The sequence below is a fragment of the Pseudomonas sp. NEEL19 genome (assembly GCF_028751975.1).
Lineage (GTDB): Bacteria > Pseudomonadota > Gammaproteobacteria > Pseudomonadales > Pseudomonadaceae > Aquipseudomonas > Aquipseudomonas juntendi.
The window spans coordinates 3,889,093-3,913,662 of sequence record NZ_CP081491.1 but is presented as its reverse complement, the minus strand read 5'-3'; the positions used below and the strand labels follow the sequence as shown (position 1 = coordinate 3,913,662).

Sequence of the window (24,570 nt, the reverse complement as noted above, 5' to 3'; positions counted from 1 at the left end):
TGTCAGCCAAGAAAAAGCCCGGCGTGGTCGCCGGGCTTTTCAGGTGCGGGGCACTGCAAGCCAGGCTTACAGGATGCTCAGCGGGTACTCCACGATCAGGCGCAGTTCGTCGATCGAAGGCGAACCGTAGTAAACGCCATCGGCCGAACGGTAGGTGGCTTGACGGACGCGGAAGCTCAGGTCCTTGGCCGGGCCGCTCTGCATCACGTACTTGACGTCGATGTCGCGTTCCCATTCCTTGCCGCTGTCGGTGGTGCGGGTGGTTGCACCGGTACCACGTACATAGCGGGTCATGAAGGTCAGGCCGGGTACGCCGAATTCAGCGAAGTTCAGGTCGTAGCGAGCCTGCCAGGATTTTTCGTCTTCGGCGTTGAAGTCGGAGCGCGCCACGGAGTTGGCCAGGAAGACCGTGCCGCCACCGTCTACACCGTAGGCGTAATCGCCGTCACCGGTGACCTTCTGGTAGGCCAGGGTGAAGGTGTGGGCGCCGACGTTGTACGCGGCCGACAGGCTGGCTGCGATGTTGTCCAGTTCGTTGCTGCCGTCGGACTTGCTGACGAATGCACCGGTCAGGTTGTTGCCGATGGACTTGGTGTCATAGATGTTGAAGTCGAACACCAGGCCTTGCTTGTCGCTGATCGGCAGCGCCCAGTTGATATTGCCGTACCACTTGCGGAAGTGGTCTTCGACACGCGAGTAGTAAACGCTGGTGCTGAGGTTGTCGGAGAGGGCATAGGTGCCACCAAAGACATTGGCCTCGGTCAGCCGCAGGCTGTCGTGGTAAGTCTGGGCCTGGGCGTTCAGCGCAGTGAAGTGACCAGCGTGCAGGGTCAGGCCGTCGATTTCGTTGCTGGTGATCAGGCCACCTTCGGCAACTTCTGGCAGCAAGCGGCTGTCGTCGGTTGCGAATACTGGCAGTGCGGTGAACTGGTCGCCCCACTTCAGTACGGTGTTGGAGATGCGCATTTTCACAGCGCCGCCCGCTTCCGAGTAATCATCTTGCGAGCGACCGTCCGAGCCAGTCGGGAACAGGCCGGTGCCGGCGCGGCCGCGGCCGCTGTCCAGCTTCAGGCCGAGCATGCCGATGGCGTCGACGCCGAAGCCTACGGTGCCTTGGGTGAAGCCGGATTCGAAGGTGCCCAGGAAGCCAAGGCCGGTTTCTTCCACGCGGCTCTGGCTGCCAGGCGCGTTGTTGCGGAAGTCACGGCTGAAATACAGCATGCGGGTCTTGACGTTCAGCTTGCTGTCTTCGATGAAACCTTTGGACTCATCTTGTGCGGAGGCCATTGCCAACTGCGAGGTCCCTGCCGTAACGGCCAGGGCGATCATGCTCCACTTCATCACGCGCATCGTGATTTGCTCCTTTGGTTTTTAGGAAGAGTACCGCTGCGTCCAAGTGTTTTAGTTATATGGAGCAGCTCTTTCTTGTTATGTCGGCGAAAATGTATAGCACGCTGACTGTTCTTGGCGATATGGCGATAGAGACTCTTTACGGAACTTTTCCACCATGTCGCGTTCAGGTATTTCCATGTCGCAAATCACGCCCCAATATAGGGCCGTATAACCCCAGCGCTGCTTCTTTAGCCGCCATGAATCGGTAACTACCGACGCCAGCTGAAGAAACTCCCTGGTAACCAATGCCGCTGTTGTTATTTGTCGCGTACACCTGCCATTGCAGATGCCGTGCCGACTTGGCGTGAAAGGAATGCAACAAGCGTGCTCAAAATTCGCAACAGTTCATGAAATTTTCACAAAACCCCCTACCGAGGGTCGGAAAGTGCCGTAAACACGGGGTCGAGCGCCGTTTTGGTATTGTTGAGTTCGAGAATCATTAAAATTTAAAGCGCGCTCATAAAAGTCAATGTGTTACCGCCATTTGTTCATCCAGAGTAGTTTGTGGGGTGGCAGGTGCGGGAGGGGTGGGTAGATGGCCTCATTTTGGTGCGAAAAGTAGCGCTGTGTTACCGGGATTGTGCAGGGTATTCTTGCCACCCATGTTTTCCGCGCCATGCGGGTCGTTTTGTCTTAAGGAGATATGCCGTGTTCGTCCTCGATTCGCGTCTGCAGCAGGATTCCCTGGTGCTGGGGGAGTTTGCGCTGTGCCAGCTGCTGCTGAGCAAGGATGCCAATTACCCATGGTTCATTTTGGTGCCCAAGCGTGCTGAGGTGAGCGAGCTGTTCGAGTTGAATGCGCACGAGCAGCAGCAGCTCTGGCAGGAGACCACCCAGTTGGCAGCAGCGCTGAAGGCCAGCTACCGCGCCGACAAGATGAATGTGGCAACTTTGGGCAATGTGGTAAGCCAGTTGCACATGCACGTGATCGTGCGCCGGCGTGACGACGCTGCCTGGCCCGCCCCGGTCTGGGGCAAGTGCCCGCCAGTGGCCTATACCAATGCCCAGCTGCAGGCGGTGCGCCAGCGCGTGCGCGACTTGGGGCTGGCCGGTTATCAGGAGGCCTGACATGTCACTGGAAATGCGCATGATCGAACTGGAAACCCGCCAGGCCTTCCAGGATGACACTCTCCAGGCATTGAATGATGTGGTGGTCGAGCAGGCGAAGGTGATCGAGCGCCTGCAGTTGCAGGTGGCCGAGCTGATAAAGCGTCATGAAGAAATGGTGGGGCAATTCGGCAGCGAAGGGGACGAGGCGCCGCCGCCGCATTATTGATGCGCTGATCACTGTTCTGATCGGGTGCAGGGGGCCCCACAGGGCGGTCGTCAGGCCTGTGGGGGCATTCGTGCTGGGGCTGGCGGTATCAGCGGCGGGTCACGGCCACCACATCCTCGGCCTGCAGGCCTTTGTCGCGGTGCATCACCGAGAATTCCACGCGCTGGCCTTCGACGAGGATGCGGTGACCCTCCCCGCGAATGGCGCGAAAGTGCACGAAGATATCATCACCCGAATCACGGGAGATGAAGCCAAAGCCTTTGGACGTATTGAACCACTTCACGGTGCCGGTATCGCGGTTGCCGGTATCTGGGGCGGTGTGCTGGCTGTTGCGTGGCTTGCGCGGGCTGCGCGCAAAGCCCACGGCCAGGTGCAGGGCGACGGCCAGCGTGGCGCAGACCAGTGCTGCCAGGTTGCCCATTTCCGGGCGGGCCAGCAGCGTCAGGGTCTGTAGCACCACGGCAACTACCAGCAAGGCGCAGGCCAGGTGCTGCAGTTGCTGGCGCGCGCCTCGGTAATACAGGGGCACGACTGGCGCCAGGACCAGGTTGAGCAGGCCAAGCAGTGCCAGGTAGACCGCGTCGGGTTGCAGGAGGAAGGGGGTTGCTTCGGTTTTCAGGCTGGGTATGAGCGATAGCAGCAAAGCTGCCACGCCCGTCACCAGATGGACGATCTTGAACATGGGGTTGGCTCACAGTTGATAAGGCCGATCACAGGAAGAGCGGGCAGCACGGTGCGCATGAGGTGTAAAGCGCAAACACGTGGCAGGCCAGCCTATGCACCCGGCAATAACAGTCCGCACGGGTGGCACGCTGCCTATTTAACAGTAAAGCCGCAGGCTACTCAAACTGCAGGCCGCCCGGCGGGCGATGTGTTGCGCCATGTCACATGCGACCGGCGCCAAGTATTGCTACAGTGGTCGTCGCCCGCTTGAGTCTCAAGCCTTATGCAAAGGGGAACTTCATGGCAATCGATATCGGTATCAGTGAAGAAGATCGCAAATCCATCGTTGATGGGCTGTCCCGCTTGTTGTCGGATACCTACGTGCTGTATCTGAAAACCCATAACTTTCACTGGAACGTCACAGGGCCGTCGTTCCGCACCCTGCACCTGATGTTCGAAGAGCAGTACAACGAATTGGCGCTGGCGGTGGATTCCATCGCCGAGCGCATCCGGGCCCTGGGCTTCCCGGCGCCGGGGTCATACGCATTCTATGCCCGGCACTCGTCCATCAAGGAGGAGGAAGGGGTACCCGCTGCGGAAGAGATGATCCGCCAGTTGGTGCAAGGGCAGGAGGCTGTGGTGCGCACGGCGCGCAGTATTTTCCCGGTAGTCGACAAGGTCAGTGACGAACCGACCGCCGACCTGCTGACCCAGCGCATGCAGGTGCACGAGAAGACCGCCTGGATGCTGCGGGTGCTGCTCGACGGCAAATAATTACCCAGGCTGTCACATAACCCTGTGGGAGATAACACAGCCCTACGGGCTGCGCTGTCGCGCAGAGAACTCGATTCATAAGCACGACGCGGATCCTGTGGGAGCGGGCGTGCCCGCGAAGAATCCAGCGCGGTGGCTGGCACCGGCTACGCCGGTGTTCGCGGGCTCGCCCGCTCCCACAGGGGCCGCGTCGTGCATGACAATCAGTGTTTGTGCAGGAACACTTTGCCGCTGCTTTAACCGCGCCCATCAGCGCTTCATAGGCCACCTGGTACCTGTGACGAGGAAGTGTGGCGCATGATGCAAGCGAGCAAGCGTGTAAACGGCCAGGGGCGTTGGCCGGGGAAACCGTGCATCGATCCGTTCAAGGCGGATTTCGACATGTTGCAGATCCAGCCGGTGTCGCGCTCCGTGCGCCTCAACGGCTTTTCCACGTGCCTGCGCCTGGAGGCCGTCTACTGGCAGATCCTCGAGCGCATTGCCGCCGCCAACCGTTGCTCGGTCAGCGCGGTCCTGTCCTACGTTGACCGCGAGATCCACCTGCGCCAGGGTGGCGTGCGCAACTTCAGCGGCCTGATCCGGGTCATCTGCGTGGCGTGGCTGCAGAACCCGCCAAGTGCGCGCTGATCGCCTGGCGGGCTGCGCAGTGCTTGCTAACCATATATAATCCCGCTTTTTGCTGCCCCCGCAGCCAGCGTTTTGGTTGACGAGAGACACCCATGCCCCTGTATGACTATCAATGTGCATCCTGCGAGCACCGTATGGAAGTGCTGCAGAAGATCAGTGCCGCGCCGCTGACCGATTGCCCGGCCTGCCAGGCGCCAGCGCTGAAGAAGCTGCTGTCGGTCCCAGGCTTCCGCCTGAGCGGTAACGGTTGGTACGAAACCGACTTCAAGACCGGGGCGAAAAAGAATCTGGCAGGCGGCGACAAGGCCGACTGAGTTGAATGCTGTGACCGGGTCTTGCAGTATTAGCCCTCCGGGCGGCCAAGGCCTCCACCGAATACACGAATCACGAGAAGCGAAACCACCATCATGATGCGCAGCCATTATTGCGGCCAACTGAACGAGAGCCTGGACGGCCAGGAAGTCACCCTTTGCGGCTGGGTCCATCGGCGCCGCGACCACGGCGGGGTGATCTTCCTCGATATCCGTGACCGCGAAGGCATGGCCCAGGTCGTGTTCGACCCGGATCGCGCCGAAACTTTCGCCGCTGCAGACCGCGTGCGCAGCGAATACGTCGTGCAGCTGACCGGTAAGGTTCGCAAGCGCCCTGAGGGTGCAGTGAATGCCAACATGGCGTCCGGTGCCATCGAAATCCTCGGCTACCAGCTGACCGTGCTCAACGAAGCAGAAACGCCACCGTTCCCGCTGAACGAGTACTCCGACGTCGGCGAAGAAACCCGCCTGCGCTACCGCTTCATCGACCTGCGTCGCCCGGAAATGGCCGACAAGCTGCGCCTGCGCTCGCGCATCACCAGCAGCATCCGTCGTTTCCTTGACGAAAATGGCTTCCTCGACGTCGAAACCCCAATCCTCACCCGTGCTACCCCGGAAGGCGCGCGCGACTACCTGGTACCTAGCCGTACCCACGCCGGTAGCTTCTTCGCCCTGCCGCAGTCGCCACAGCTGTTCAAGCAGCTGCTGATGGTGGCCGGCTTCGACCGTTACTACCAGATCGCCAAGTGCTTCCGTGACGAAGACCTGCGTGCCGACCGCCAGCCGGAATTCACCCAGATCGACATCGAGACCAGCTTCCTCGATGAAAACGAGATCATGGGCCTGACCGAAAGCATGATCCGCAAGCTGTTCAAGGAAGTGCTCGACCTGGAATTCGGCGAATTCCCGCACATGACCTTCGAAGAAGCCATGCGCCGCTACGGTTCCGACAAGCCAGACCTGCGTAACCCGCTGGAACTGGTTGACGTTGCCGACCAGCTCAAGGATGTCGACTTCAAGGTGTTCGCCGGCCCGGCCAACGATCCGAAGTGCCGTGTAACCGCCCTGCGCCTGCCAGGCGGCGCCAGCATGCCGCGCAGCAAGATCGACGAGTACACCAAGTTCGTCGGCATCTACGGTGCCAAGGGCCTGGCCTACATCAAGGTCAACGAGCGCGCCAAGGGTGTCGAAGGCCTGCAGTCGCCGATCGTCAAGAACATCCCCGAGGCCAACCTCAACACCATCCTCGACCGCGTTGGCGCCGTAGACGGCGACATCGTGTTCTTCGGTGCCGACAAGTTCAAGGTGGTCAGCGAAGCGCTGGGCGCGCTGCGTATCCGCCTGGGCCACGACTTCGAGCTGCTGACCTGCGAGTGGGCACCGATGTGGGTCGTCGACTTCCCGATGTTCGAAGAGAACGAAGACGGCAGCTTCACCGCGCTGCACCACCCGTTCACCGCGCCGAAGTGCACCCCGCAAGAGCTCGAGGCCAACCCGGCTACTGCGCTGTCGCGTGCCTACGACATGGTCCTGAACGGTACCGAGCTGGGTGGCGGTTCGATCCGTATCCATCGCAAAGAGATGCAGCAGGCCGTGTTCCGCCTGCTGGGTATCGAAGCCGAAGAACAGGAAGAGAAATTCGGCTTCCTGCTCGACGCCCTGAAGTTCGGTGCACCGCCTCACGGTGGCCTGGCCTTCGGCCTGGACCGCCTGGTCATGCTGATGACTGGCGCCCAGTCGATTCGTGAAGTGATTGCCTTCCCGAAAACCCAGAGCGCCGCGTGTGTCATGACCCAGGCCCCTGGCCTGGTCGACGCCAAGGCCCTGCGCGAGCTGCACATCCGACTGCGTGAACAGACCAAGGTCGAATAAGCAGTCCCGGGCGCATCCACATGGATGCGCCTTTGCGTTTCGGCGCAGGCATTTTCCCGTCCCGCCCCGTCATGGGGCGGGGCTGTTTGTGATTCAAGGAAAACGGAGTCGTTATGGCTGGTCATTCCAAGTGGGCGAATATCAAGCACCGCAAAGAGCGCCAGGATGCCAAGAGAGGCAAGGTCTTCACCAAGTGGATCCGCGAACTGACGGTCGCTGCCAAGCAGGGTGGTCCTGACCCGGCATCCAACCCGCGCCTGCGCCTGGCGCTGGACAAGGCCCTAGGCGCCAACATGAGCCGCGACATCATCGACCGCGCCGTGGCCCGTGGTGCTGGCACCAACGAAAGCGACAACGTCGAAGAGCTCAGCTACGAAGGTTACGGCCCGGGTGGCGTGGCGATCATGGTCGAAGCCATGACCGACAACCGCAACCGTACCGCCGCCGCCGTGCGCCATGCCTTTACCAAGTGTGGCGGCAACCTCGGTACCGATGGCTCGGTGGCCTACCTGTTCGAGCGCAAGGGGCAGCTCAGCTTTGCGCCAGGCGTGGACGAAGACGCGTTGATGGAAGCGGCGATGGAGGCCGATGCCGACGACGTGGTAGCCAACGACGACGGTTCGTTCGAGGTATTCACCTCGTTCAACAGTTTCTATGCCGTGCGGAACGCCCTCGAAGAGGCCGGCTTCAAGGCCGCTGACGCGGAAATCGTGATGCAGCCGACCACCAGTGCCGAACTCGACCAGGAGGGTGCCGAGAAGGTGCTCAAGCTGATCGACATGCTCGAAGACCTGGATGACGTGCAGAACGTCTACTCCAACGCCCAGATTTCCGACGAGATCATGGAAAACCTCGGCTAAGGTGATTTGGCATTTTGTGCCAACTCTGAGCGTTTGATAGCGCCTGTGCCGGCCCTTTCGCGGGTAAACCCGCTCCTACAGGTGTCACGCCCATTTCAAATGTGGTGCAGTACCTGTAGGAGCGGGTTTACCCGCGAAAGGGTCGGCGCAGTTTGTAGCGATGCATCATTTTTTCGACGGGCTTTATGACTCTGATTCTAGGTATCGACCCCGGCTCGCGAATCACCGGCTACGGCGTCGTCCGCCAGACCGCCCGTGGTTGCGAGTACGTGGCGTCGGGTTGTATCCGCACCGGCAGCGGCGAGCTGCACGAGCGGCTGCAGATCGTTTTTCGTGGTGTCAGTGAAATCATCACCCAGCACGGCCCGGTAACCATGGGCATCGAGCGGGTGTTCATGGCCCGCAACGCCGACTCGGCGCTGAAGCTCGGCCAGGCGCGCGGCGCTGCTATCGTTGCCGCTGCCGAAGCCGGCCTGGAAATCGCTGAATACAGCGCCACTCAGGTCAAGCAAGCCGTGGCCGGCACCGGTGGGGCCAATAAGGAACAGGTGATGATGATGGTCATGCACCTGCTGAAACTGACGCAAAAGCCGCAGATCGATGCCTCCGATGCGCTGGCCATTGCCCTGTGCCATGCCCATACCCGTTCCAGCCTGGTGCCCCATGGCCTGGCCACCGCACGCCGACGTGGCGGGCGCTTGCGTCTTTGAGCGCTTCATGCGCAGATACAAAATTTGTCCGGGTGAAGCATTCACCCGCCGCATTTGCTGATAGGGTTGAGCGGTCGTTGACCGGCTCCCCGAGAGGAAGGATCGGAACGTGATTGGACGTTTGCGCGGCACCCTGGCGGAAAAACAGCCGCCGCACCTGATTATCGACGTCAATGGCGTGGGCTACGAGCTCGAAGTGCCCATGACCACGCTGTACCGTCTGCCCAAAGTGGGCGAAACCGTTACAGTGCATACCCATCTGGTGGTGCGCGAAGACGCGCACCTGCTCTATGGTTTTGCCGAAAAGCGCGAGCGCGAGCTGTTCCGCGAGTTGATCCGCCTGAACGGCGTAGGGCCCAAGCTGGCCCTGGCGTTGATGTCCGGGCTGGAGGTCGACGAGCTGGTACGTTGCGTGCAGGCCCAGGATACATCGGCCCTGGTACGCGTGCCGGGGGTCGGCAAGAAAACCGCCGAACGCCTGCTGGTCGAACTCAAGGACCGCTTCAAGGCCTGGGAAACCTCGCCGGCCATGTTTACCCTGGTGTCGGATGGGCCGTTGCCGGCCGCCAGCGCATCAAGCGCCGAGGCCGATGCAGTCAGTGCCCTGGTCTCGCTGGGCTACAAGCCGCAGGAAGCCAGCAAGGCGATTGCCGCGATCAAGGACAAGGCTGGCTTGAGCAGTGAAGAACTGATCCGCCGCAGCCTGAAAGGGATGATTGCCAAGTGATCGAAGCCGACCGCCTGATCGCCGCCAGTGGCCGCGACCGTGAAGAAGTCCAGGACCGTGCGATCCGGCCGCTGAGCCTGAGCGAGTACATCGGTCAGCCGGTGGTGCGCGAGCAGATGTCGTTGTTCATCCAGGCTGCTCGCGGGCGCAGCGAGTCGCTCGACCACACGCTGATCTTCGGCCCGCCAGGCTTGGGCAAGACCACCCTGGCCAACATCATCGCCCATGAAATGGGCGTTTCGGTGAAGAGCACCTCTGGGCCGATTCTGGAGCGCCCGGGCGATCTGGCGGCCATGCTGACCAACCTCGAACCGCACGACGTGCTGTTCATCGACGAGATCCACCGGTTGTCGCCGGTTGTCGAAGAGGTGCTGTACCCGGCCATGGAAGACTTCCAGCTCGACATCATGATCGGCGAAGGGCCAGCGGCCCGTTCGATCAAGCTCGACCTGCCGCCGTTCACCCTCGTCGGTGCAACTACCCGTGCCGGGATGCTCACCAACCCGTTGCGTGACCGCTTCGGCATCGTCCAGCGCCTGGAGTTCTATAGCGACAAGGACCTGGCCACCATCGTCAGCCGCTCGGCCAATATTCTTGGCTTGGCCATCGAGGACCTGGGTGCCTACGAAATTGCCCGCCGCGCCCGTGGCACGCCACGAATCGCCAACCGCCTGCTGCGCCGCGTGCGTGACTACGCCGAGGTGCGCGGCAAGGGCCAGATCACCAAGGCCGTGGCTGACATGGCGTTGAACCTGCTGGACGTCGACGAGCGCGGTTTTGATCATTCCGACCGTCGCCTGTTGCTGACCATGATCGAGAAGTTCGATGGCGGCCCGGTGGGCGTCGACAACCTGGCGGCGGCCATCAGCGAAGAGCGCCATACCATCGAAGACGTACTCGAGCCCTACCTGATTCAACAGGGTTACATCATGCGCACGCCGCGTGGCCGCGTCGTCACACGGCATGCCTACCTGCACTTCGGCCTGAATATTCCAGGGCGTCTGGGGGAGGGCGCAGATTATTCGGAACCGGGCGATGAATGACAGATCGAAACCGACTTTTCGTGGTCCTACCGCAGGCACGCCGAATGGTTGCTGGCAATAAGACATTAATGACGAAAAAACAGTTGCCACAGCGGATTGGCAAGCCGAGGAGTAAGCACTAGAGTATGCGCGCGCAAAATGGCCTGGAACCGTTCGCACACCGTTGTCGCGTCTATTACGAGGATACCGATGCCGGTGGCGTGGTGTATTACGTCAACTACCTGAAATTCATGGAGCGCGCGCGCACCGAACGCCTGCGGCACCTGGGGTTCTCCCAGTCGCAACTGGCCGAAGACAATCTGCTGTTCGTGGTCCATTCCAGCGAAGCGCGCTATCACGCGCCGGCGCGGCTGGACGACCAACTGCGGGTCACCGCGCAAGTACTTGAACTCAATCGCGCCAGCCTGCGTTTCGTCCAGCAGGTTTGGCGGGAAAACGATGAAACGCTGCTCTGCGAGGGGCAGTTCCTGGTGGCCGCAGTGCGTGCTGACACTTTCAAACCCCGAGCCATACCCCCCCAGCTGCGCGACGCTTTTGCGGCGGACGGCTCGGGTAATCAATCGAACGCAGGAGAATAAGCGTGGAAGCTAACGTCGTCGACCATACCTCCATGTGGAGTCTGGTCAGCAATGCCAGCGTGGTGGTTCAGCTGGTAATGCTGACCCTGGTGGCCGCCTCGGTCACCTCATGGATCATGATCTTCCAGCGCAGCGCCATGCTGCGCGCCGGTCGTCGTGCGCTGGATGCCTTCGAAGAGCGCTTCTGGTCGGGCATCGACCTGTCCAAGCTGTACCGTCAGGCAGGCAGCAACCCAGACCCGGATTCAGGCGTGGAGCAAGTATTCCGTGCCGGCTTCAAAGAGTTCTCGCGCCTGCGCCAGCAGCCGGGTGTAGACCCGGATGCGGTCATGGAAGGCGTGGGCCGTGCCATGCGCGTGGCCATCTCGCGCGAAGAAGAAAAGCTCGAGCAGAGCCTGCCGTTCCTGGCCACCGTCGGTTCCACCAGCCCGTACATCGGCCTGTTCGGTACCGTATGGGGCATCATGAACTCCTTCCGCGGCCTGGCCAGCGCCCAGCAAGCGACCCTGGCCACCGTTGCCCCGGGTATCGCCGAAGCCCTGGTGGCTACGGCCATCGGCCTGTTCGCGGCAATTCCGGCGGTCATTGCCTACAACCGTTTTGCCGCGCGCAGCGAAGTGCTGATCGGCCGTTACTACACCTTCGCCGACGAGTTCCAGGCGATCCTGCACCGTAAAGTGCACACCAGCGAAGAGTAATCAGGTAGAAGCCCATGGCCCGAGTTCGCCACAAACGCAAGCCCGTCGCCGAGATGAACGTGGTGCCCTACATCGATGTGATGCTGGTGCTGCTGGTCATCTTCATGGTGACGGCGCCCATGCTCAACCAGGGCGTGAAGGTAGACCTGCCCAAGGTTTCCAGCGAAGCCTTGCCGCAGGACAACAACGTCCAGATCCTCACCATCTCCATCAAGGCCGACAAGACCTATTACTGGAACCTCGGCAGCGAAGTCGATACCGACAAGCAGATGGACAAGGCCATGACCCTGCCGGCCATGACCGACGCCGTGACCAAGATCATTGCCGCCGGCCGTGACCAGGGCAAGCAGACCCAGGTATTCATTCGGGGTGACAAGGCGGTCGACTATGGCGCGGTCATGGGTGCCATGGGCGGGTTGCAGAAGGCCGGTGTCGGTAACGTTGGCCTGATTACCGAGGCGCCCTGATGCAACAGCGAGAGCCATCTGCCTCGGAAAGCTACTTCTGGCCCAGTGTTTGGGCCATCGGTCTGCATGTGCTGGTGTTCGGCTTGCTGTTCGTCAGTTTTGCCATGACGCCTGAGCTGCCGCCTTCCAAGCCAATCGTCCAGGCTACCCTGTACCAGCTCAAGTCCAAGAGCCAGGCGACCACCCAGACCAACCAGAAGATTGCCGGGGAGGCGAAGAAAACCGCGTCGCGCCAGACTGAAGTCGAGCAGCTGGAGCAGAAGAAGGTCGAGCAGGAGGCCATCAAGGCTGCGGAACAAAAGAAAGCCGACGCCGCTCAAAAGGCCGAAGAGGCTCGCGAAGCCGCCGAGGCGAAAAAAGCCGAGGACGCGGCCAAGGCCGCCGAAGCCGCCAAGGCCAAGCAAGCCGCCGAAGCCAAGAAGGCCGACGAGGCGAAGAAAGCCGCCGAGAAGCAGCAGGCTGACATCGCCAAGAAGAAGGCCGAGGACGAAGCGAAGAAAAAAGCCGAAGAAGAGGCCAAGAAAGCGGCCGCTGAAGAGGCGAAGAAACAAGCCGCCGAGGACGCCAAGAAGAAGGCAGCCGAAGAGGCCAAGAAGAAAGCAGCCGAGGACGCCAAGAAGAAAGCGGCGGCCGAGGACGCGAAGAAGAAGGCAGCTGAAGAGGCCAAGAAGAAGGCCGCTGCAGACGCCCAGAAGAAAAAGGCACAGGAAGCGGCTCGCAAGGCGGCAGAAGACAAGAAAGCCCAGGCCCTGGCCGAGCTGTTGTCTGATACCACCGAGCGGCAGCAGGCCCTGGCTGACGAGCAAGGTGACCAGGTGGCCGGCGATTTCGACGACCTGATCCGCATGCGCGCGGCCGAGGGTTGGGCGCGTCCGCCTTCCGCGCGCAAGGGCATGACGGTGACCCTGCAGGTAAGCATGTTGCCGGACGGTACCGTTACCAGTGTCAGCGTGGTCCGTTCCAGTGGTGACGGCCCGTTCGACAGTTCGGCGGTGGCTGCGGTCAAGAACATTGGTCGTTTGACCGAGATGCAGGGTATGAAGCCGAGCGATTTCAATCGTTATCGTTCGTTCAAGATGACATTTACACCTGAGGATCTAGCGTTGTGATTAAACGTCTGAGAGGACTGCTGGTCTTGCTCTGCTGCGTGGCAGGCTTGGCGGTGGCAGAGGAAAAGAACATCCTGGTCACCAGCGGCAGCGACCGGGCCACGCCCATCGCGGTAGTACCGTTCGGTATGCAGGGCGGTAGCGTGTTGCCTGAAGACATTGCCGACATCATCGGCAACGACCTGCGCAACTCTGGCTACTATTCACCGATTCCGCGGCAGAACATGATCAGCCAGCCGTCGCAGGCCAGCGAAGTGATCTTCCGTGACTGGAAAGCCCTGGGCGCCCAGTACGTGATGGTCGGTAGCATCGTGCCGTCGGGTGGTCGCCTGCAGGTCCAGTACGCGCTGTTCAACGTCGCCACCGAGCAGCAAGTGCTGACCGGTAGCGTGGCGGGCAGCACCGACCAGTTGCGCGACATGGCGCACTACATTGCAGACCAGTCGTTCGAGAAGCTCACCGGCATCAAGGGTGCGTTCTCGACCCGTATGCTGTACGTGACTGCCGAGCGCTTCTCCACCAACAATACCCGCTACACCCTGCAGCGTTCGGACTACGACGGTGCACGTGCGGTCACCCTGCTGCAATCGCGCGAGCCTATCCTGTCGCCGCGGTTCGCACCGGATGGCAAGCGTATTGCCTACGTATCGTTCGAACAGAAGCGCCCGCGCATCTTCGTGCAGAACATCGATACCGGCCGCCGCGAACAGGTGACCAACTTCGAGGGCCTGAACGGCGCGCCAGCCTGGTCGCCTGACGGTTCGCGCCTGGCCTTCGTGCTGTCCAAGGACGGCAACCCGGACATCTACGTGATGAACATGGCCTCGCGCCAGATCAGCCGCGTAACCGCCGGCCCTGGTATCAATACCGAGCCGTTCTGGGGTAAAGACGGCAACACCATTTACTTCACCTCCGACCGGGGCGGCAAACCGCAGATCTATAAACAGTCGGTCAGTGGCGGTGGTGCCGAGCGCGTAACCTTCGTGGGTAACTACAACGCCAACCCGAAACTTTCGGCAGACGAGAAAACCCTGGTGATGATTCATCGCCAACAGGGCTTTACCAACTTCAAAGTGGCGGCACAGGACTTGCAGCGCGGAAGTGTAAAGATTCTCTCGGAAACAAGTCTTGATGAGTCTCCCACTGTTGCGCCAAACGGCACCATGCTAATCTACGCCACCCGCCAGCAGGGCCGGGGAGTCTTGATGCTCGTGTCGCTTAATGGCCGCGTGAGGCTCCCACTTCCTACCGCTCAAGGCGAAGTCAGAGAACCGTCCTGGTCCCCTTACCTGAACTGATTGCGGCGTAATACGTTTTGCTTAACACACTGGGGTTTCATTAGGAGTTTCACGATGGAAATGCTGAAGTTTGGTAAATTTGCTGCGCTGGCTCTGGCCATGGCCGTAGCTGTAGGTTGCTCCTCGAAGGGCGGTGACAACGCAGGCGAAGGCGCTGCTGTAGATCCTAACGCTGGCTACGGTGCCAACACTGGCGCTGTCGACGGCTCCCTGAGCGAAGAAGCCGCCCTGCGCGCAATCACCACCTTCTACTTCGAATACGACAGCTCGGACCTGAAGCCAGAAGCCATGCGCGCTCTGGACGTTCACGCCAAGGACCTGAAAGCCAACGGCAACCGCGTTGTTCTGGAAGGTAACACCGACGAGCGCGGCACCCGCGAGTACAACATGGCTCTGGGTGAGCGTCGTGCGAAAGCCGTTCAGCGCTACCTGGTTCTGCAGGGTGTTTCCCCTGCTCAGCTGGAAGTGGTTTCCTACGGCGAAGAGCGTCCAGTTGCTACCGGCAACGACGAGCAGTCCTGGGCTCAGAACCGTCGCGTAGAACTGCGTAAGTAAGTTCTTATGCGTATGTGCCGCCGTGTAGTAACCGTCCTCGCACTCAGCCTGCCGCTCGCGGCCTGGGCTGAGGTCCCTGTAGTAGATGACAACGCAGGCAGTTATCCGCCCGCGGGTTATGGCACGAGCGGCGCCTATGCCGGGTCGGGGGCTTCGGCCCCTGCCTCTGCACAGGGCCAGCTGTTCATGCAGCTGCAACAGATGCAGGACCAGCTTTCCCGCCAGCAAGGCATCATCGAAGAGCTGCAAAACGATGTGTCGCGCATGAAGCAGGAAAACCTGGAGCGGTACCAGGACCTGGACCGTCGCATCAACAGTGGTGCTGCACCTGCCGCAACCCCTGACAATTCCTCCGGTGGTGCATCCAATGCCGCCTCCGGTGCAGCAGCCGGTGCTGCTGCGCAACAACCGGCCGCCAGTAGCGAGCCCGGTGATCCGGCGAAAGAGAAGCTCTACTACGATGCAGCTTTCGATCTGATCAAGCAAAAAGACTTCGACAAGGCCAGCCAGGCGTTCACCGCCTTTCTGCGCAAATACCCGAACAGCCAGTACGCCGGCAATGCCCAGTACTGGTTGGGTGAGGTGAACCTGGCCAAGGGTGACTTGCAAGGCGCCAGCCAGGCGTTTGCTCAGGTCAGCCAAAAGTACCCTAAGCACAGCAAGGTGCCAGACTCGCTTTACAAACTGGCCGACGTCGAGCGCCGCATGGGCCACACCGACAAAGTCAAGAGCATCCTGCAACAGGTCATCACCCAGTATCCCGGCACCTCTGCCGCGCAATTGGCACAGCGTGACCTGCAAAAGCTCTAATGCCCTTTGCAGTAGCGTTTGAAATAAACCCGCGCCAGTCGCGGGTTTTTTCGTTAGAATCACGGCCCTTTTTTCGTAAACACGCTGCTGCGGATAACGCGATGTCGAGTCCGCGGCAGTGCCTGACGGAGGCGGGCAGCCTGTTTAGCTGTCACGCCCGTGGCGAGCATGCAAGACACATTACGCATCACCGAAGTCTTTTACTCTTTGCAGGGTGAAACACGAACGGCTGGGCTGCCCACGGTATTCGTGCGGCTCACCGGTTGCCCCCTGCGCTGCCAGTACTGCGACAGTGCCTACGCATTCAGTGGCGGTACCGTTCGTACCCTCGATTCGATCCTTGAGCAAGTGGCCGGCTTCAGGCCGCGCTACGTGTGCGTCACCGGCGGCGAACCGCTGGCCCAACCGAATGCCCTGCCGCTGCTGCAGCGGCTGTGCGATGCCGGCTACGAGGTGTCGCTGGAGACCAGTGGCGCGTTGGATATCGCCGGCACCGACACCCGGGTCAGTCGTGTGGTAGACCTGAAGACCCCAGGCTCCGAAGAGTCGCATCGTAACCTCTATTCGAACATCGACCAGCTGACCCGCAACGACCAGGTCAAGTTCGTCATCTGTTCCCGCGAGGATTACGACTGGGCAGTTTCCAAGCTGATCCAATACAACCTGGCCGAGCGTGCCGGTGAAGTGCTGTTTTCACCCAGCCATCATCAGGTGAGCGCCAGCGACCTGGCAGACTGGATCGTCGCCGACAACCTGCCCGTGCGCTTCCAGCTGCAGTTGCACAAGCTGCTGTGGAACGACGAACCCGGGCGTTGATTGAGGAGTAAATACACATGACAGAAAAACGCGCAGTCATCCTGTTGTCCGGTGGCCTGGACTCGGCCACGGTGGTCGCCATGGCCAAGGCCGACGGCTACAGCTGCTATACCATGAGCTTCGATTACGGCCAGCGCCATCGCGCCGAGCTGAACGCCGCCGCCCGCGTGGCCCGCGACCTGGGCGTGGTCGAGCACAAGGTCATTGGCTTGAACCTGGACGGTATTGGTGGTTCGGCCTTGACCGACAGCAGCATCGACGTGCCGGAAACCCCCGGTGAAGGTATTCCGGTGACCTATGTGCCAGCGCGCAATACCGTGTTCCTGTCGCTGGCGCTGGGTTGGGCTGAAGTGCTGGAGGCGCGTGATATCTTCATTGGCGTGAACGCCGTGGACTACTCCGGCTACCCGGATTGCCGCCCAGAGTTCGTGGAAGCGTTCGAGCGCATGGCCAACCTGGCGACCAAGGCCGGGGTCGAAGGGCAGGGCTTCCGGATCCAGGCGCCGCTGCAGAACATGAGCAAGGCGCAAATCGTGCAGGCCGGTATGGCCCGCGCCGTGGACTATAGCCTGACTGTTTCCTGCTACCAGGCCGACGATGAAGGACGTGCCTGCGGCAAGTGCGACAGTTGCCGCCTGCGTGCTGATGGCTTCAGGGCTGCCGGTGTCGACGACCCGACGCGCTACGCTTGAACTGATCAGAGGGTATTGATTTCCCGTTAGAAATCAGTATTATACGCGCCATCCAACGGGTCGTTAGCTCAGTTGGTAGAGCAGTTGGCTTTTAACCAATTGGTCGTAGGTTCGAATCCTACACGACCCACCATATTCACAGCGGTTCGTATGTACTAGGAAGGGAAGGGCTGTCACAGCCAATCTAGTCGTGCTGCCGTCTGGAGCGAACCTTAGGCGCGCTTCAGCGTGATGTCAATATGAAATAGCCCGCAGCCTGCACAGGTTCGCGGGCTTTTTCTTTTATCTGGCCAGAATAATCATTTGAGCCTGCCCGCCTCCTGCGCAAACTGGGCCAGGTGTTTTGCTGAAACGCCTGAGTCGCCCTGTTTCAGGCACCTCCAAGCTTTATCGTAAAAGCTGGGAAGCGGCTGAAAAACCACAGGACCCTTGCAGTCAGGCGAGGCGACCACCGAGGGTTTCAGCGACCCAGTCGGCTATATAATGGCCAGCGTTGATACTGTTATCGAAGCTTGAGTGCTGTACCCCCCCCATACGCTCATCGAAAATCTTCAGCTCGCGTTTTGGGCTGTTGATCAGTTGCTCGTAGGTGCGTTCGGCCCACTTGACGGGAATCTGCGAGTCCCTAGCGCCGTGGGTAACGAGAAATGGGACCTTGATGCGATCCAGCACGCCGTCCAAGTGCACGTTCTCGGCGATGCGCATGAAGTCCTCCATGTCCTTAGCACCCCATACCCATTGAACGTGAGCCCAATAGTGCGGTACCGGAAAGCTACCTTCCTTCTCCAGGCGGCGCTTTTGTACATCGCGCCAGTCATGGTTCGCCCCCCAGACCACGCCGCAGGCGAAGCGCGGTTCGAACGCCACTGCACGCGGGCAGTAATACCCACCAAGGGAAACGCCTTCCATGCCGATACGCTTGGCATCGACGTCGTTGCGGGTTTCCAGCCAGTCCACCACACGGCTCGCCCAATGTTCGCTGTCGTACCGCGCGGTCAGGTGATGCAGGCGCAATGCCTCTCCGGTACCCGGCTGATCGATGATCAAAGAGGACACACCACGTTTGGCCAGCCAAGCGGGCAGGCCAACGCGATACTTCATTTCCTTGGTTGAATCCAGTCCGTTGACCTGAACCAACAGCGGAGCCGCTCCAGTAACACCTTCGGCGCGTACAAGCAGGCCGGACAGATGCGCCCCCTCATAGGGTATTTCTACCCGCTCGCAGTTTTCCTTGGACAACTCAATGCTGCGAGCGAAGGTTTGTAACACGCGTTGATAAAGCGCTTGGCGACCTGGAGCGCCATGAGCCTGAAGGCGCTCGCAGGTCAGGTAGTAAGTCGATGCCCGGTTGTATTTCTCGCCCGCTGAGAACAGGCGCCCTGCGGCTTCATCTTCCTCGGCCATGCTGCAAAGCTTGTCGGCCATTTTTGCCCAGGTCTCGCGGAAGGCCGCAGTACCGGCCGCATCCGGATGCTTGGCAGCTTCAGCGAGCGGTTTGCACATTTCTTCGATTTCGCCGATGCGCGCGCCCATCTCTATGGCCAGGTTGACGGAAAGATCCCAGACGTAGTTGGTAGGGAAGTAACGGAACATTCTTGTTGTCCTTTGAGGTCGTCTGACACGCCCGCCTTGCAGGCGTAGTGCCGAGTCACCTTAAGGACCCATTCGGCAAGTTGGCCAATCGTTACTTTGGATGCGAGGTATCACGCGCTGCGATGCCTGGGGGCGAGAGATCGACCGTCTTGATGAATTCGTGAATACGTTCGCGCAGCCATCGGTGCATGGGGTCCCCGTCCATGCTGCGGTGCCATAGCATGAATTCCCGCATGGCCGGAATCTTCACAGGCGTTGGGAGAATACGTAGTGGCAGATATCTGGCGTAGAGGTAGGCCAGCCTACGGTGCATGGTTGCGATGCGCTGAGTGCCCACCACCAACTGCGCAACGGTATTGAAGTCGTGGGTGATCACCTCCAGGCGGCGATTGAAACCGTACTGGGTCATGAACCATTCTTCAATACTTGAACTGCGGTTGCGACCGAAGCCAACCGAGATGTGTCCCAGTTCCATATATTGCTCGAGCGATAATTGCTCCCCCACCAAGGTATTGCCGGCCCAGACCACGCACACGTGTTCTTCCTCGAACAGCAGGTGCGATGGATGTCCTTCGATTACGTAACGTTCAGGAACGATCATCAGGTCGATTTCACCACGGACCAATAAGTCGCCATCGTTAGGCGCGATCATGTCGAAGGTAATGTGGGGAGCCTGCTCGTGAATTTTCTGTATCACCTGCGAGAACAGTACGGTGATCAGATAGTCAGAAGCCATCAGCTTGAAGTGCCTTTTGGTTGAGACCGGGTCGAACAGCTGTTTGGTGGTGATGGACGAGCGAATGGTCAACAGCACTTCGCGCACCGGCTTGGCCAGCTCCAGTGCATAAGGTGTGGGCTGCATCTTGCGGCCGACTTGCACCAGTAATTCGTCCTCGAAAAATGTCCGTAAGCGACCCAGCACCCCGCTTGTGGCTGACTGAGTCATATGGAGGCGTTCGGCCGCGCGGGTGATGTTCTGCTCTTCCAGCAGTACATCCAATGCGACCAGCAGGTTCAGGTCGAGGTGGTTGAAGCGCATGGCATAGATCCTGATCGTTGTATTTATTTTCAAGATACATTTGCCGCCAACTATGGCTTTAGTCAACCTGCCCTGCACCACGATCGAGCTATGTCGCCTGCAGATGGGCGAGTGACGATGTATTGCGTTTTTCGATACCTAGCATCCCCATACGTGATTGGTCCTCATCGTCTGTTTTGCCTCATCTTGATTGCCAAGTCGCGGCGCTGGTGAGCTGCCCGGCTTCCACCACCGGCGGCTCGCCAACTCGCCGGAAGAACAATTTCAATGGAGTGGTAGTCATGAACATCATTGGCCTTGACGCGCTGGTATTTGGCGTCGATGACATTCAGGCTTGTGCCGACTGTCTGCGCGATTACGGTCTGGCCGCCATCGAACTAAGCGAAGAAGGCGGGCGGTTTGAAGCGCTCGATGGTACGGCCATCATTATTCGTCGACACGACGATCCGGCTCTGCCCCCCGCTATGGGGCCGGCACCTTCCCTTCGCGAAACAGTCTATGGGGTCGGGGCCTCGACCGACCTCGACGCCATTGCCGAGGAGCTTGGACGTGACCGGGCTGTGGTGCGTGATGCCCAGGGTGCCTTGCACAGTGTCGACGACCTGGGTTTCGCCTTGGCGTTTCAGGTTACTTGCCGGCGTGCCTTCGACGCTGAGGCTGATCTGACCAATGCCCCCGGTTCTGCTCCCCAGCGCCCGGCCAACAAGCCAGGCATCACGCCGGATATGCCAGCACTCCCACGTACGCTGTCGCACGTTGTGTATTTCGTACCTGATGCCGCGAAGGGCGAAGCGTTCTACCGAGATCGCCTGGGCTTCGTCACCACCGATACCTTCGTTGGAGTCGGCCCTTTCATGCGCACTGGTGCAATGGTCGACCACCACTGCCTGTTCATGATCCAGACGCCGCCCCATATGCGCGGTTGCGAACATTTTACCTTCCATATGGGCAGTGGTACCGAGGTGCTACTGGCTGGTCGGCGGTTCGAAGAAAAGGGTTGGACCAGCTTCTGGGGGCCGGGCCGTCATCTGTTCGGCTCCAACTGGTTCTGGTACTTCAACAGCCCGCTGGGTTGTCATGTCGAATACGACGCAGACATGGACACTCATGATGATCAGTGGGTGGCCCGTCAAGCACCGATGTCCGCGGATAACTCGCAGCTTTTCCTCTTCTCCTCCAGGGAGAAGTGGGCACCCGGTGGTCCGCCGCCAAAGCACGGTTGAGCATGTTTGTCGCGCTTTGCCGGCTCGATGAGCTGGTGGAGGGGCAGTCGCGTGGATTCGACCCGTTGCAGCGTGGCAAAGATAGCCTGTTTGCCCTGCGTCACGCTGGTGTCTTCTATCTCTATCGCAACAGTTGCCCGCACCTGGATGTACCTCTGCACTATCGCAAGGACCGCTTTCTGTCTGCCGATGGTTCTCGAGTCATCTGCTACGCGCATGGCGCCCAATTCGAGCCCGATACCGGCCTTTGCGTGTTCGGACCCTGCTTTGGAGAGCGATTGGTAGCCGTGCCCTGGAGGGAGAGGGGAGGTTGGCTGACGGTCGATGAGCGGGTATTGCAGTGAGTTGAGGTATCGCGATCGGCGATACATCGAATCCATACATGCGATTAGTCAAATTCCTGGTTTGGCCTGAAGCTGGTGGCCAAGGCTGCACAGCACCACCACCAGCGGCCATTTCAAATAAGAACAAGAAGCGAGAAGTTACATGAATTCAGTCAAGACAGTCTTGGTCGTCGGGGGTGGAATCGGTGGTCTTTGCGCAGCCATCGCCCTACGACGCAAAGGTATCGCCGTCGACCTGGTCGAATTGAAATCCGAGTGGACGGTGTACGGTGTCGGCATCATCCAGCAGAGCAATGTCGTGCGTGAGATGTCGCGGTTGGGTCTGCTTGATGCCTATCTCGATGCGGCCTATGCCTTCGAAGATGTTGCCATCTACACCACCGATGGGCAGCCACTGGTGCGCATCCCAGGTCAGCGTCTGGCCGGTCCACAATACCCTGCCAATGTTGGTATTTCCCGACGTGCCCTGCACAAGGTACTGAGCGAGACGACCATCGAACTGGGTGCCAAGGTACGCTTGGGCACCACTTTGCAATCCATGGAACAGGATGAACGCGGCGTCGATGTGGTGTTCACCGACGGCACCCGCGCACGCTACGACCTCGTGGTAGGGGCCGACGGCTTGTACTCCAAAGTGCGCGAGATGCTGTTCGGCAACAAGTACATGCCGCGTTTCACCGGCCAGTCGGTGTGGCGTTACAACTTCCCGCGTATGCCGCAGATCGATCATCTGGCGAACTATCAGGGACCTGCGGGCAATGCCGGCTTGGTACCGTTGTCCGATGAGGTCATGTACATGTTCACCACTTCTCATGAGCCAGGCAATCCTTGGATGCCCAATGATTCTCTGGCTGCCGAGATGCGTCAGCGCCTGCAAGGCATGGGAGGGCTGATTGCCGAGTTACGCGAGCAGATCGCCGACAACGGGCAGGTAGTCTACAAGCCCCTAGAAGCCGTGTTCGTCAACGAACCTTGGTATCGCGGCCGTGTCGTGATCATTGGCGACGCTGCGCATGCCACCACTCCACATCTGGGCCAGGGTGCCGGCATGGCTATCGAGGATGCTTTGGTGCTTAGCGAGGAACTGACTGCCGAAGGAGATATTGGGCAGCAGTTGGCGCGCTTCATGGCCCGGCGCTTCGAGCGCTGCAAGTATATCGGCGAAAAATCTCTCCTGGCGGGTGAGAAGGAGATGGCGCGTGATCGCGACTTCGACCGTATCGGGCTTGTCAAGGAAATGCTGGAAGTCACTGCCAGGCCAATCTGAGGCCTTTAACCCGGCCGTGCTCGCCGGCATGCCGCCGGCGTGACTTCGATGCGGCGCCTCATACGATTCGAGTCGCCTTGCAGCGATGCGTGAACAAAGCAAAAAACTCTCATAAAAACAAAAAGAGGTTTATATCGATGGCAAATCGAGAGCTCGTTGCACCCTGGCGAAAGCTGGCTGCCGACCGCCTGACCCTTGCCGCAGCGCTGCTGGCATGCACCAACCAGGCGGTTGCATTTCAGATCGATACTGCAAACCCCGACCTCAGTCTGCGCTGGGATAACACCGTCAAATACAGCGCCGCTTGGCGTATGCAGGATCGCAGCAGCAAGCTATCCGAGGGTCAAGTTGCGCGTAACCAGGATGATGGCGATCGCGCCTTTGGCAAAGGCCTTATCTCCAATCGGCTCGACATTTTCAGCGAACTGGACATGGGGTTTCGCGATTTCGGTGCCCGTGTCAGCGCCGCCGGCTGGTACGACACTGAGTATCAAGAACACAATGACAACAATGATCCCGCCCGGGCTAACCAGCGTTCGGTAGCTTACGATGCGTTTACCGACGACACCCGTCATTTGCATGGAGGTGACACCGAACTACTCGACGCCTTCGCCTACTGGAATGGCGAGCTGGCCAATAGAGCCCTGTCGGTGCGCCTGGGCCGCCATGGCCTGGTATGGGGCGAGAGCATGTTTTTTGGTGCCAACGGCATTGCTGGCGGGATGGCGCCCGTGGATGTGGTCAAGGCGATTTCCGTGCCCAACACCCAGTTCAAAGAAATCACCCGTCCGGTCAGCCAAATCTCCACGACCTATCAACTCACGGATGATCTTTCCCTGGGCGCCTTCTACCAGTTCGAGTGGGAGGAAACCCGCTTGCCAGGTGCAGGCAGCTACTTCTCCGTAAGCGACACTATCGGCGAGGGCAATGAGCGCCTGGTCGTAGGCGACCCGTTTCCCGCCTTTCTCGGTGGTAACCCGAATAGTCCATCAGCGTTTTTCCACGGTAAGGACAAGAAGGCCAAGAGCTCAGGTCAGGGCGGTGTGCAGTTGCGCATCACTGACGATACGGTTGAATACGGCCTGTACGCCATCCAATACCACGACAAGTCGCCCAAGCTTTACCTCAAACCCAGCACCACCCCCGAGTTCAGCACCGGAAAGATCGGTGAGTATTACTGGGTCTATCCGGAGGATATCCGGGCACTTGGCGCCAGCTTCATTACCACGGTGGGTGAATACAGCTTCGCAGGTGAAGCCTCCATGCGCTGGAACATGCCACTGGTTTCCAATGGCCAGACGGTCCTGCCCGGCGTGGCCGCGGACAATAACGATGATGCCCTTTACGCGATTGGCCGAACCGCCCATGTCAACCTGAACATGATTGCGTCCTTCGGGCCAAATTTAATTGCGCAAGAGTCGGGGCTGGTCGCCGAAATCGCCTGGAATCGCCTGCTCAAAGTTACCGAGAATCGCAGTGCGCTGGACCCCAATGCGACTGACGACGCGGTGGGCATGAAGCTGGTGTACACCCCTACTTACCGGCAGGTCATGCCTGGCATCGATCTCAGTGTGCCAATTGGTATCAGCTACTTCCCCATGGGTAAGTCCGCTGTGGTCGGCTCTTTCGGCCCTGACAAGGGCGGTGACGTCAACATTGGCGTGAGTGCCACCTACCTCGACCGCGTCACCCTTGGCCTGACTTACACACACTACTACGGCCCCGAGGACACCAATCTGAACTCGGCCAGCCAGTTCAATTACAAGCAGTCGTTGAAAGATCGCGATTACTTGGCCTTCTCCGTGAAAACCACATTCTGAGGATCG

At 59.9% G+C, this 24,570-nt stretch carries 27 protein-coding genes and 1 tRNA gene; 24 read left to right on the top strand and 4 right to left on the bottom strand.

Annotated features, from left to right (window positions below):
- Positions 1 to 66 precede the first annotated feature (66 nt).
- Positions 67 to 1,350 (bottom strand): OprD family porin, encoded by a 1,284-nt coding sequence (locus K4A76_RS17400; protein ID WP_009684041.1) that lies wholly within the window; start codon positions 1,348 to 1,350, stop codon positions 67 to 69.
- 690 nt (positions 1,351 to 2,040) lie between these two features.
- On the opposite strand from K4A76_RS17400, the gene K4A76_RS17395 reads away from it, so the two are divergent.
- Together K4A76_RS17395 and K4A76_RS17390 are read left to right on the top strand one after the other, a co-directional pair.
- Positions 2,041 to 2,460, top strand: a complete 420-nt coding sequence (locus tag K4A76_RS17395; protein ID WP_274410792.1) for an HIT family protein — start codon at positions 2,041 to 2,043, stop codon at positions 2,458 to 2,460.
- A gap of 1 nt (position 2,461) precedes the next feature.
- A complete protein-coding gene (locus tag K4A76_RS17390; protein WP_029885229.1) occupies positions 2,462 to 2,668 on the top strand; it encodes a SlyX family protein in 207 nt (68 codons plus the stop codon).
- Positions 2,669 to 2,756: 88 nt separating this feature from the next.
- On the opposite strand, the gene K4A76_RS17385 is transcribed toward K4A76_RS17390, so the two are convergent.
- Complete coding sequence (locus K4A76_RS17385; protein ID WP_009684044.1) at positions 2,757 to 3,350, bottom strand: cold-shock protein; 594 nt, start codon at positions 3,348 to 3,350, stop codon at positions 2,757 to 2,759.
- A gap of 281 nt (positions 3,351 to 3,631) precedes the next feature.
- Between K4A76_RS17385 and K4A76_RS17380 the strand changes: the two genes are divergently transcribed.
- The 18 genes from K4A76_RS17380 to K4A76_RS17295 all read left to right on the top strand — a co-directional run bounded on the left by K4A76_RS17380 (position 3,632) and on the right by K4A76_RS17295 (position 17,411).
- Positions 3,632 to 4,105, top strand: a complete 474-nt coding sequence (locus tag K4A76_RS17380) for a Dps family protein (protein ID WP_009684045.1) — start codon at positions 3,632 to 3,634, stop codon at positions 4,103 to 4,105.
- A 297-nt stretch (positions 4,106 to 4,402) separates the two neighbouring features.
- Positions 4,403 to 4,732: a ribbon-helix-helix domain-containing protein gene (locus tag K4A76_RS17375; RefSeq protein WP_009684046.1), complete on the top strand. Its 330-nt coding sequence runs from the start codon at positions 4,403 to 4,405 to the stop codon at positions 4,730 to 4,732.
- 92 nt (positions 4,733 to 4,824) lie between these two features.
- Positions 4,825 to 5,046 (top strand): FmdB family zinc ribbon protein, encoded by a 222-nt coding sequence (locus K4A76_RS17370; protein WP_003254776.1) that lies wholly within the window; start codon positions 4,825 to 4,827, stop codon positions 5,044 to 5,046.
- A 93-nt stretch (positions 5,047 to 5,139) separates the two neighbouring features.
- Positions 5,140 to 6,915: an aspartate--tRNA ligase gene (aspS, locus tag K4A76_RS17365; RefSeq protein WP_029888030.1), complete on the top strand. Its 1,776-nt coding sequence runs from the start codon at positions 5,140 to 5,142 to the stop codon at positions 6,913 to 6,915.
- Positions 6,916 to 7,028: 113 nt separating this feature from the next.
- Positions 7,029 to 7,775: a YebC/PmpR family DNA-binding transcriptional regulator gene (locus K4A76_RS17360; RefSeq protein WP_029888029.1), complete on the top strand. Its 747-nt coding sequence runs from the start codon at positions 7,029 to 7,031 to the stop codon at positions 7,773 to 7,775.
- A 185-nt stretch (positions 7,776 to 7,960) separates the two neighbouring features.
- Positions 7,961 to 8,485 carry a crossover junction endodeoxyribonuclease RuvC gene (gene ruvC / locus K4A76_RS17355; RefSeq protein ID WP_029888028.1) on the top strand — a complete coding sequence of 175 codons (525 nt, stop codon included), beginning with the start codon at positions 7,961 to 7,963 and terminating at the stop codon, positions 8,483 to 8,485.
- A 109-nt stretch (positions 8,486 to 8,594) separates the two neighbouring features.
- Positions 8,595 to 9,212 carry a Holliday junction branch migration protein RuvA gene (gene ruvA / locus K4A76_RS17350; protein WP_029887413.1) on the top strand — a complete coding sequence of 206 codons (618 nt, stop codon included), beginning with the start codon at positions 8,595 to 8,597 and terminating at the stop codon, positions 9,210 to 9,212.
- Positions 9,209 to 10,255, top strand: coding sequence for a Holliday junction branch migration DNA helicase RuvB (gene ruvB, locus K4A76_RS17345; protein ID WP_029887414.1), 1,047 nt, complete (start codon positions 9,209 to 9,211; stop codon positions 10,253 to 10,255). Before ruvA ends, ruvB begins: the two co-directional genes overlap by 4 nt.
- 125 nt (positions 10,256 to 10,380) lie before the next feature.
- Positions 10,381 to 10,833 carry a tol-pal system-associated acyl-CoA thioesterase gene (ybgC, locus tag K4A76_RS17340; protein WP_054911979.1) on the top strand — a complete coding sequence of 151 codons (453 nt, stop codon included), beginning with the start codon at positions 10,381 to 10,383 and terminating at the stop codon, positions 10,831 to 10,833.
- Between the two features lie 2 nt (positions 10,834 to 10,835).
- On the top strand, positions 10,836 to 11,531 hold the full coding sequence (tolQ, locus tag K4A76_RS17335; protein WP_009684054.1) for a protein TolQ: 696 nt from the start codon (positions 10,836 to 10,838) through the stop codon (positions 11,529 to 11,531).
- 14 nt (positions 11,532 to 11,545) lie between these two features.
- On the top strand, positions 11,546 to 11,998 hold the full coding sequence (tolR, locus tag K4A76_RS17330) for a protein TolR (protein WP_003254760.1): 453 nt from the start codon (positions 11,546 to 11,548) through the stop codon (positions 11,996 to 11,998).
- The gene (gene tolA, locus K4A76_RS17325) at positions 11,998 to 13,107 is read left to right on the top strand and encodes a cell envelope integrity protein TolA (RefSeq protein WP_054905832.1); all 1,110 of its coding nucleotides are present in this window, start codon (positions 11,998 to 12,000) and stop codon (positions 13,105 to 13,107) included. Before tolR ends, tolA begins: the two co-directional genes overlap by 1 nt.
- Positions 13,104 to 14,405 (top strand): Tol-Pal system beta propeller repeat protein TolB, encoded by a 1,302-nt coding sequence (gene tolB, locus K4A76_RS17320; protein WP_009684057.1) that lies wholly within the window; start codon positions 13,104 to 13,106, stop codon positions 14,403 to 14,405. Before tolA ends, tolB begins: the two co-directional genes overlap by 4 nt.
- A 54-nt stretch (positions 14,406 to 14,459) precedes the next feature.
- On the top strand, positions 14,460 to 14,960 hold the full coding sequence (pal, locus tag K4A76_RS17315) for a peptidoglycan-associated lipoprotein Pal (RefSeq protein ID WP_029887416.1): 501 nt from the start codon (positions 14,460 to 14,462) through the stop codon (positions 14,958 to 14,960).
- Between the two features lie 6 nt (positions 14,961 to 14,966).
- Complete coding sequence (gene ybgF, locus K4A76_RS17310) at positions 14,967 to 15,770, top strand: tol-pal system protein YbgF (RefSeq protein WP_029887417.1); 804 nt, start codon at positions 14,967 to 14,969, stop codon at positions 15,768 to 15,770.
- A 168-nt stretch (positions 15,771 to 15,938) separates the two neighbouring features.
- Positions 15,939 to 16,586: a 7-carboxy-7-deazaguanine synthase QueE gene (gene queE / locus K4A76_RS17305; RefSeq protein WP_009684060.1), complete on the top strand. Its 648-nt coding sequence runs from the start codon at positions 15,939 to 15,941 to the stop codon at positions 16,584 to 16,586.
- Between the two features lie 17 nt (positions 16,587 to 16,603).
- The gene (gene queC / locus K4A76_RS17300; protein ID WP_274410791.1) at positions 16,604 to 17,278 is read left to right on the top strand and encodes a 7-cyano-7-deazaguanine synthase QueC; all 675 of its coding nucleotides are present in this window, start codon (positions 16,604 to 16,606) and stop codon (positions 17,276 to 17,278) included.
- Positions 17,279 to 17,335: 57 nt separating this feature from the next.
- Positions 17,336 to 17,411: transfer RNA gene (locus K4A76_RS17295), tRNA-Lys, on the top strand.
- 302 nt (positions 17,412 to 17,713) lie between these two features.
- Here the strand turns inward: K4A76_RS17295 and K4A76_RS17290 are convergent.
- Both K4A76_RS17290 and K4A76_RS17285 read right to left on the bottom strand, forming a co-directional pair.
- Positions 17,714 to 18,871 carry an alpha/beta hydrolase family protein gene (locus K4A76_RS17290; RefSeq protein ID WP_274410790.1) on the bottom strand — a complete coding sequence of 386 codons (1,158 nt, stop codon included), beginning with the start codon at positions 18,869 to 18,871 and terminating at the stop codon, positions 17,714 to 17,716.
- Positions 18,872 to 18,962: 91 nt separating this feature from the next.
- A complete protein-coding gene (locus tag K4A76_RS17285; protein WP_274410789.1) occupies positions 18,963 to 19,910 on the bottom strand; it encodes a LysR family transcriptional regulator in 948 nt (315 codons plus the stop codon).
- A gap of 281 nt (positions 19,911 to 20,191) precedes the next feature.
- Here K4A76_RS17285 and K4A76_RS17280 point away from each other — a divergent pair, with 281 nt between their 5' ends.
- The 4 genes from K4A76_RS17280 to K4A76_RS17265 all read left to right on the top strand — a co-directional run bounded on the left by K4A76_RS17280 (position 20,192) and on the right by K4A76_RS17265 (position 24,564).
- Positions 20,192 to 21,133: a VOC family protein gene (locus K4A76_RS17280; RefSeq protein ID WP_274410788.1), complete on the top strand. Its 942-nt coding sequence runs from the start codon at positions 20,192 to 20,194 to the stop codon at positions 21,131 to 21,133.
- A gap of 2 nt (positions 21,134 to 21,135) precedes the next feature.
- Complete coding sequence (locus K4A76_RS17275) at positions 21,136 to 21,477, top strand: Rieske (2Fe-2S) protein (RefSeq protein WP_274410787.1); 342 nt, start codon at positions 21,136 to 21,138, stop codon at positions 21,475 to 21,477.
- Positions 21,478 to 21,619: 142 nt separating this feature from the next.
- Positions 21,620 to 22,744 (top strand): FAD-dependent oxidoreductase, encoded by a 1,125-nt coding sequence (locus K4A76_RS17270; protein ID WP_274410786.1) that lies wholly within the window; start codon positions 21,620 to 21,622, stop codon positions 22,742 to 22,744.
- Between the two features lie 137 nt (positions 22,745 to 22,881).
- On the top strand, positions 22,882 to 24,564 hold the full coding sequence (locus K4A76_RS17265) for a DUF1302 domain-containing protein (protein ID WP_274412308.1): 1,683 nt from the start codon (positions 22,882 to 22,884) through the stop codon (positions 24,562 to 24,564).
- Positions 24,565 to 24,570 lie beyond the last annotated feature (6 nt).

What these genes read in the sequence shown, in the direction of transcription:
- K4A76_RS17400 (WP_009684041.1), bottom strand. Translation starts at nt 1,350, where the DNA reads ATGCGCGTGATGAAGTGGAGCATGATCGCCCTGGCCGTTACGGCAGGG.
- K4A76_RS17390 (WP_029885229.1), top strand. Translation starts at nt 2,462, where the DNA reads ATGTCACTGGAAATGCGCATGATCGAACTGGAAACCCGCCAGGCCTTC.
- K4A76_RS17385 (WP_009684044.1), bottom strand. Translation starts at nt 3,350, where the DNA reads ATGTTCAAGATCGTCCATCTGGTGACGGGCGTGGCAGCTTTGCTGCTA.
- K4A76_RS17380 (WP_009684045.1), top strand. Translation starts at nt 3,632, where the DNA reads ATGGCAATCGATATCGGTATCAGTGAAGAAGATCGCAAATCCATCGTT.
- K4A76_RS17375 (WP_009684046.1), top strand. Translation starts at nt 4,403, where the DNA reads ATGATGCAAGCGAGCAAGCGTGTAAACGGCCAGGGGCGTTGGCCGGGG.
- K4A76_RS17370 (WP_003254776.1), top strand. Translation starts at nt 4,825, where the DNA reads ATGCCCCTGTATGACTATCAATGTGCATCCTGCGAGCACCGTATGGAA.
- aspS (WP_029888030.1), top strand. Translation starts at nt 5,140, where the DNA reads ATGATGCGCAGCCATTATTGCGGCCAACTGAACGAGAGCCTGGACGGC.
- K4A76_RS17360 (WP_029888029.1), top strand. Translation starts at nt 7,029, where the DNA reads ATGGCTGGTCATTCCAAGTGGGCGAATATCAAGCACCGCAAAGAGCGC.
- ruvC (WP_029888028.1), top strand. Translation starts at nt 7,961, where the DNA reads ATGACTCTGATTCTAGGTATCGACCCCGGCTCGCGAATCACCGGCTAC.
- ybgC (WP_054911979.1), top strand. Translation starts at nt 10,381, where the DNA reads ATGCGCGCGCAAAATGGCCTGGAACCGTTCGCACACCGTTGTCGCGTC.
- tolR (WP_003254760.1), top strand. Translation starts at nt 11,546, where the DNA reads ATGGCCCGAGTTCGCCACAAACGCAAGCCCGTCGCCGAGATGAACGTG.
- tolA (WP_054905832.1), top strand. Translation starts at nt 11,998, where the DNA reads ATGCAACAGCGAGAGCCATCTGCCTCGGAAAGCTACTTCTGGCCCAGT.
- pal (WP_029887416.1), top strand. Translation starts at nt 14,460, where the DNA reads ATGGAAATGCTGAAGTTTGGTAAATTTGCTGCGCTGGCTCTGGCCATG.
- ybgF (WP_029887417.1), top strand. Translation starts at nt 14,967, where the DNA reads ATGCGTATGTGCCGCCGTGTAGTAACCGTCCTCGCACTCAGCCTGCCG.
- queE (WP_009684060.1), top strand. Translation starts at nt 15,939, where the DNA reads ATGCAAGACACATTACGCATCACCGAAGTCTTTTACTCTTTGCAGGGT.
- queC (WP_274410791.1), top strand. Translation starts at nt 16,604, where the DNA reads ATGACAGAAAAACGCGCAGTCATCCTGTTGTCCGGTGGCCTGGACTCG.
- K4A76_RS17290 (WP_274410790.1), bottom strand. Translation starts at nt 18,871, where the DNA reads ATGTTCCGTTACTTCCCTACCAACTACGTCTGGGATCTTTCCGTCAAC.
- K4A76_RS17285 (WP_274410789.1), bottom strand. Translation starts at nt 19,910, where the DNA reads ATGCGCTTCAACCACCTCGACCTGAACCTGCTGGTCGCATTGGATGTA.
- K4A76_RS17280 (WP_274410788.1), top strand. Translation starts at nt 20,192, where the DNA reads ATGAACATCATTGGCCTTGACGCGCTGGTATTTGGCGTCGATGACATT.
- K4A76_RS17275 (WP_274410787.1), top strand. Translation starts at nt 21,136, where the DNA reads ATGTTTGTCGCGCTTTGCCGGCTCGATGAGCTGGTGGAGGGGCAGTCG.
- K4A76_RS17270 (WP_274410786.1), top strand. Translation starts at nt 21,620, where the DNA reads ATGAATTCAGTCAAGACAGTCTTGGTCGTCGGGGGTGGAATCGGTGGT.
- K4A76_RS17265 (WP_274412308.1), top strand. Translation starts at nt 22,882, where the DNA reads ATGGCAAATCGAGAGCTCGTTGCACCCTGGCGAAAGCTGGCTGCCGAC.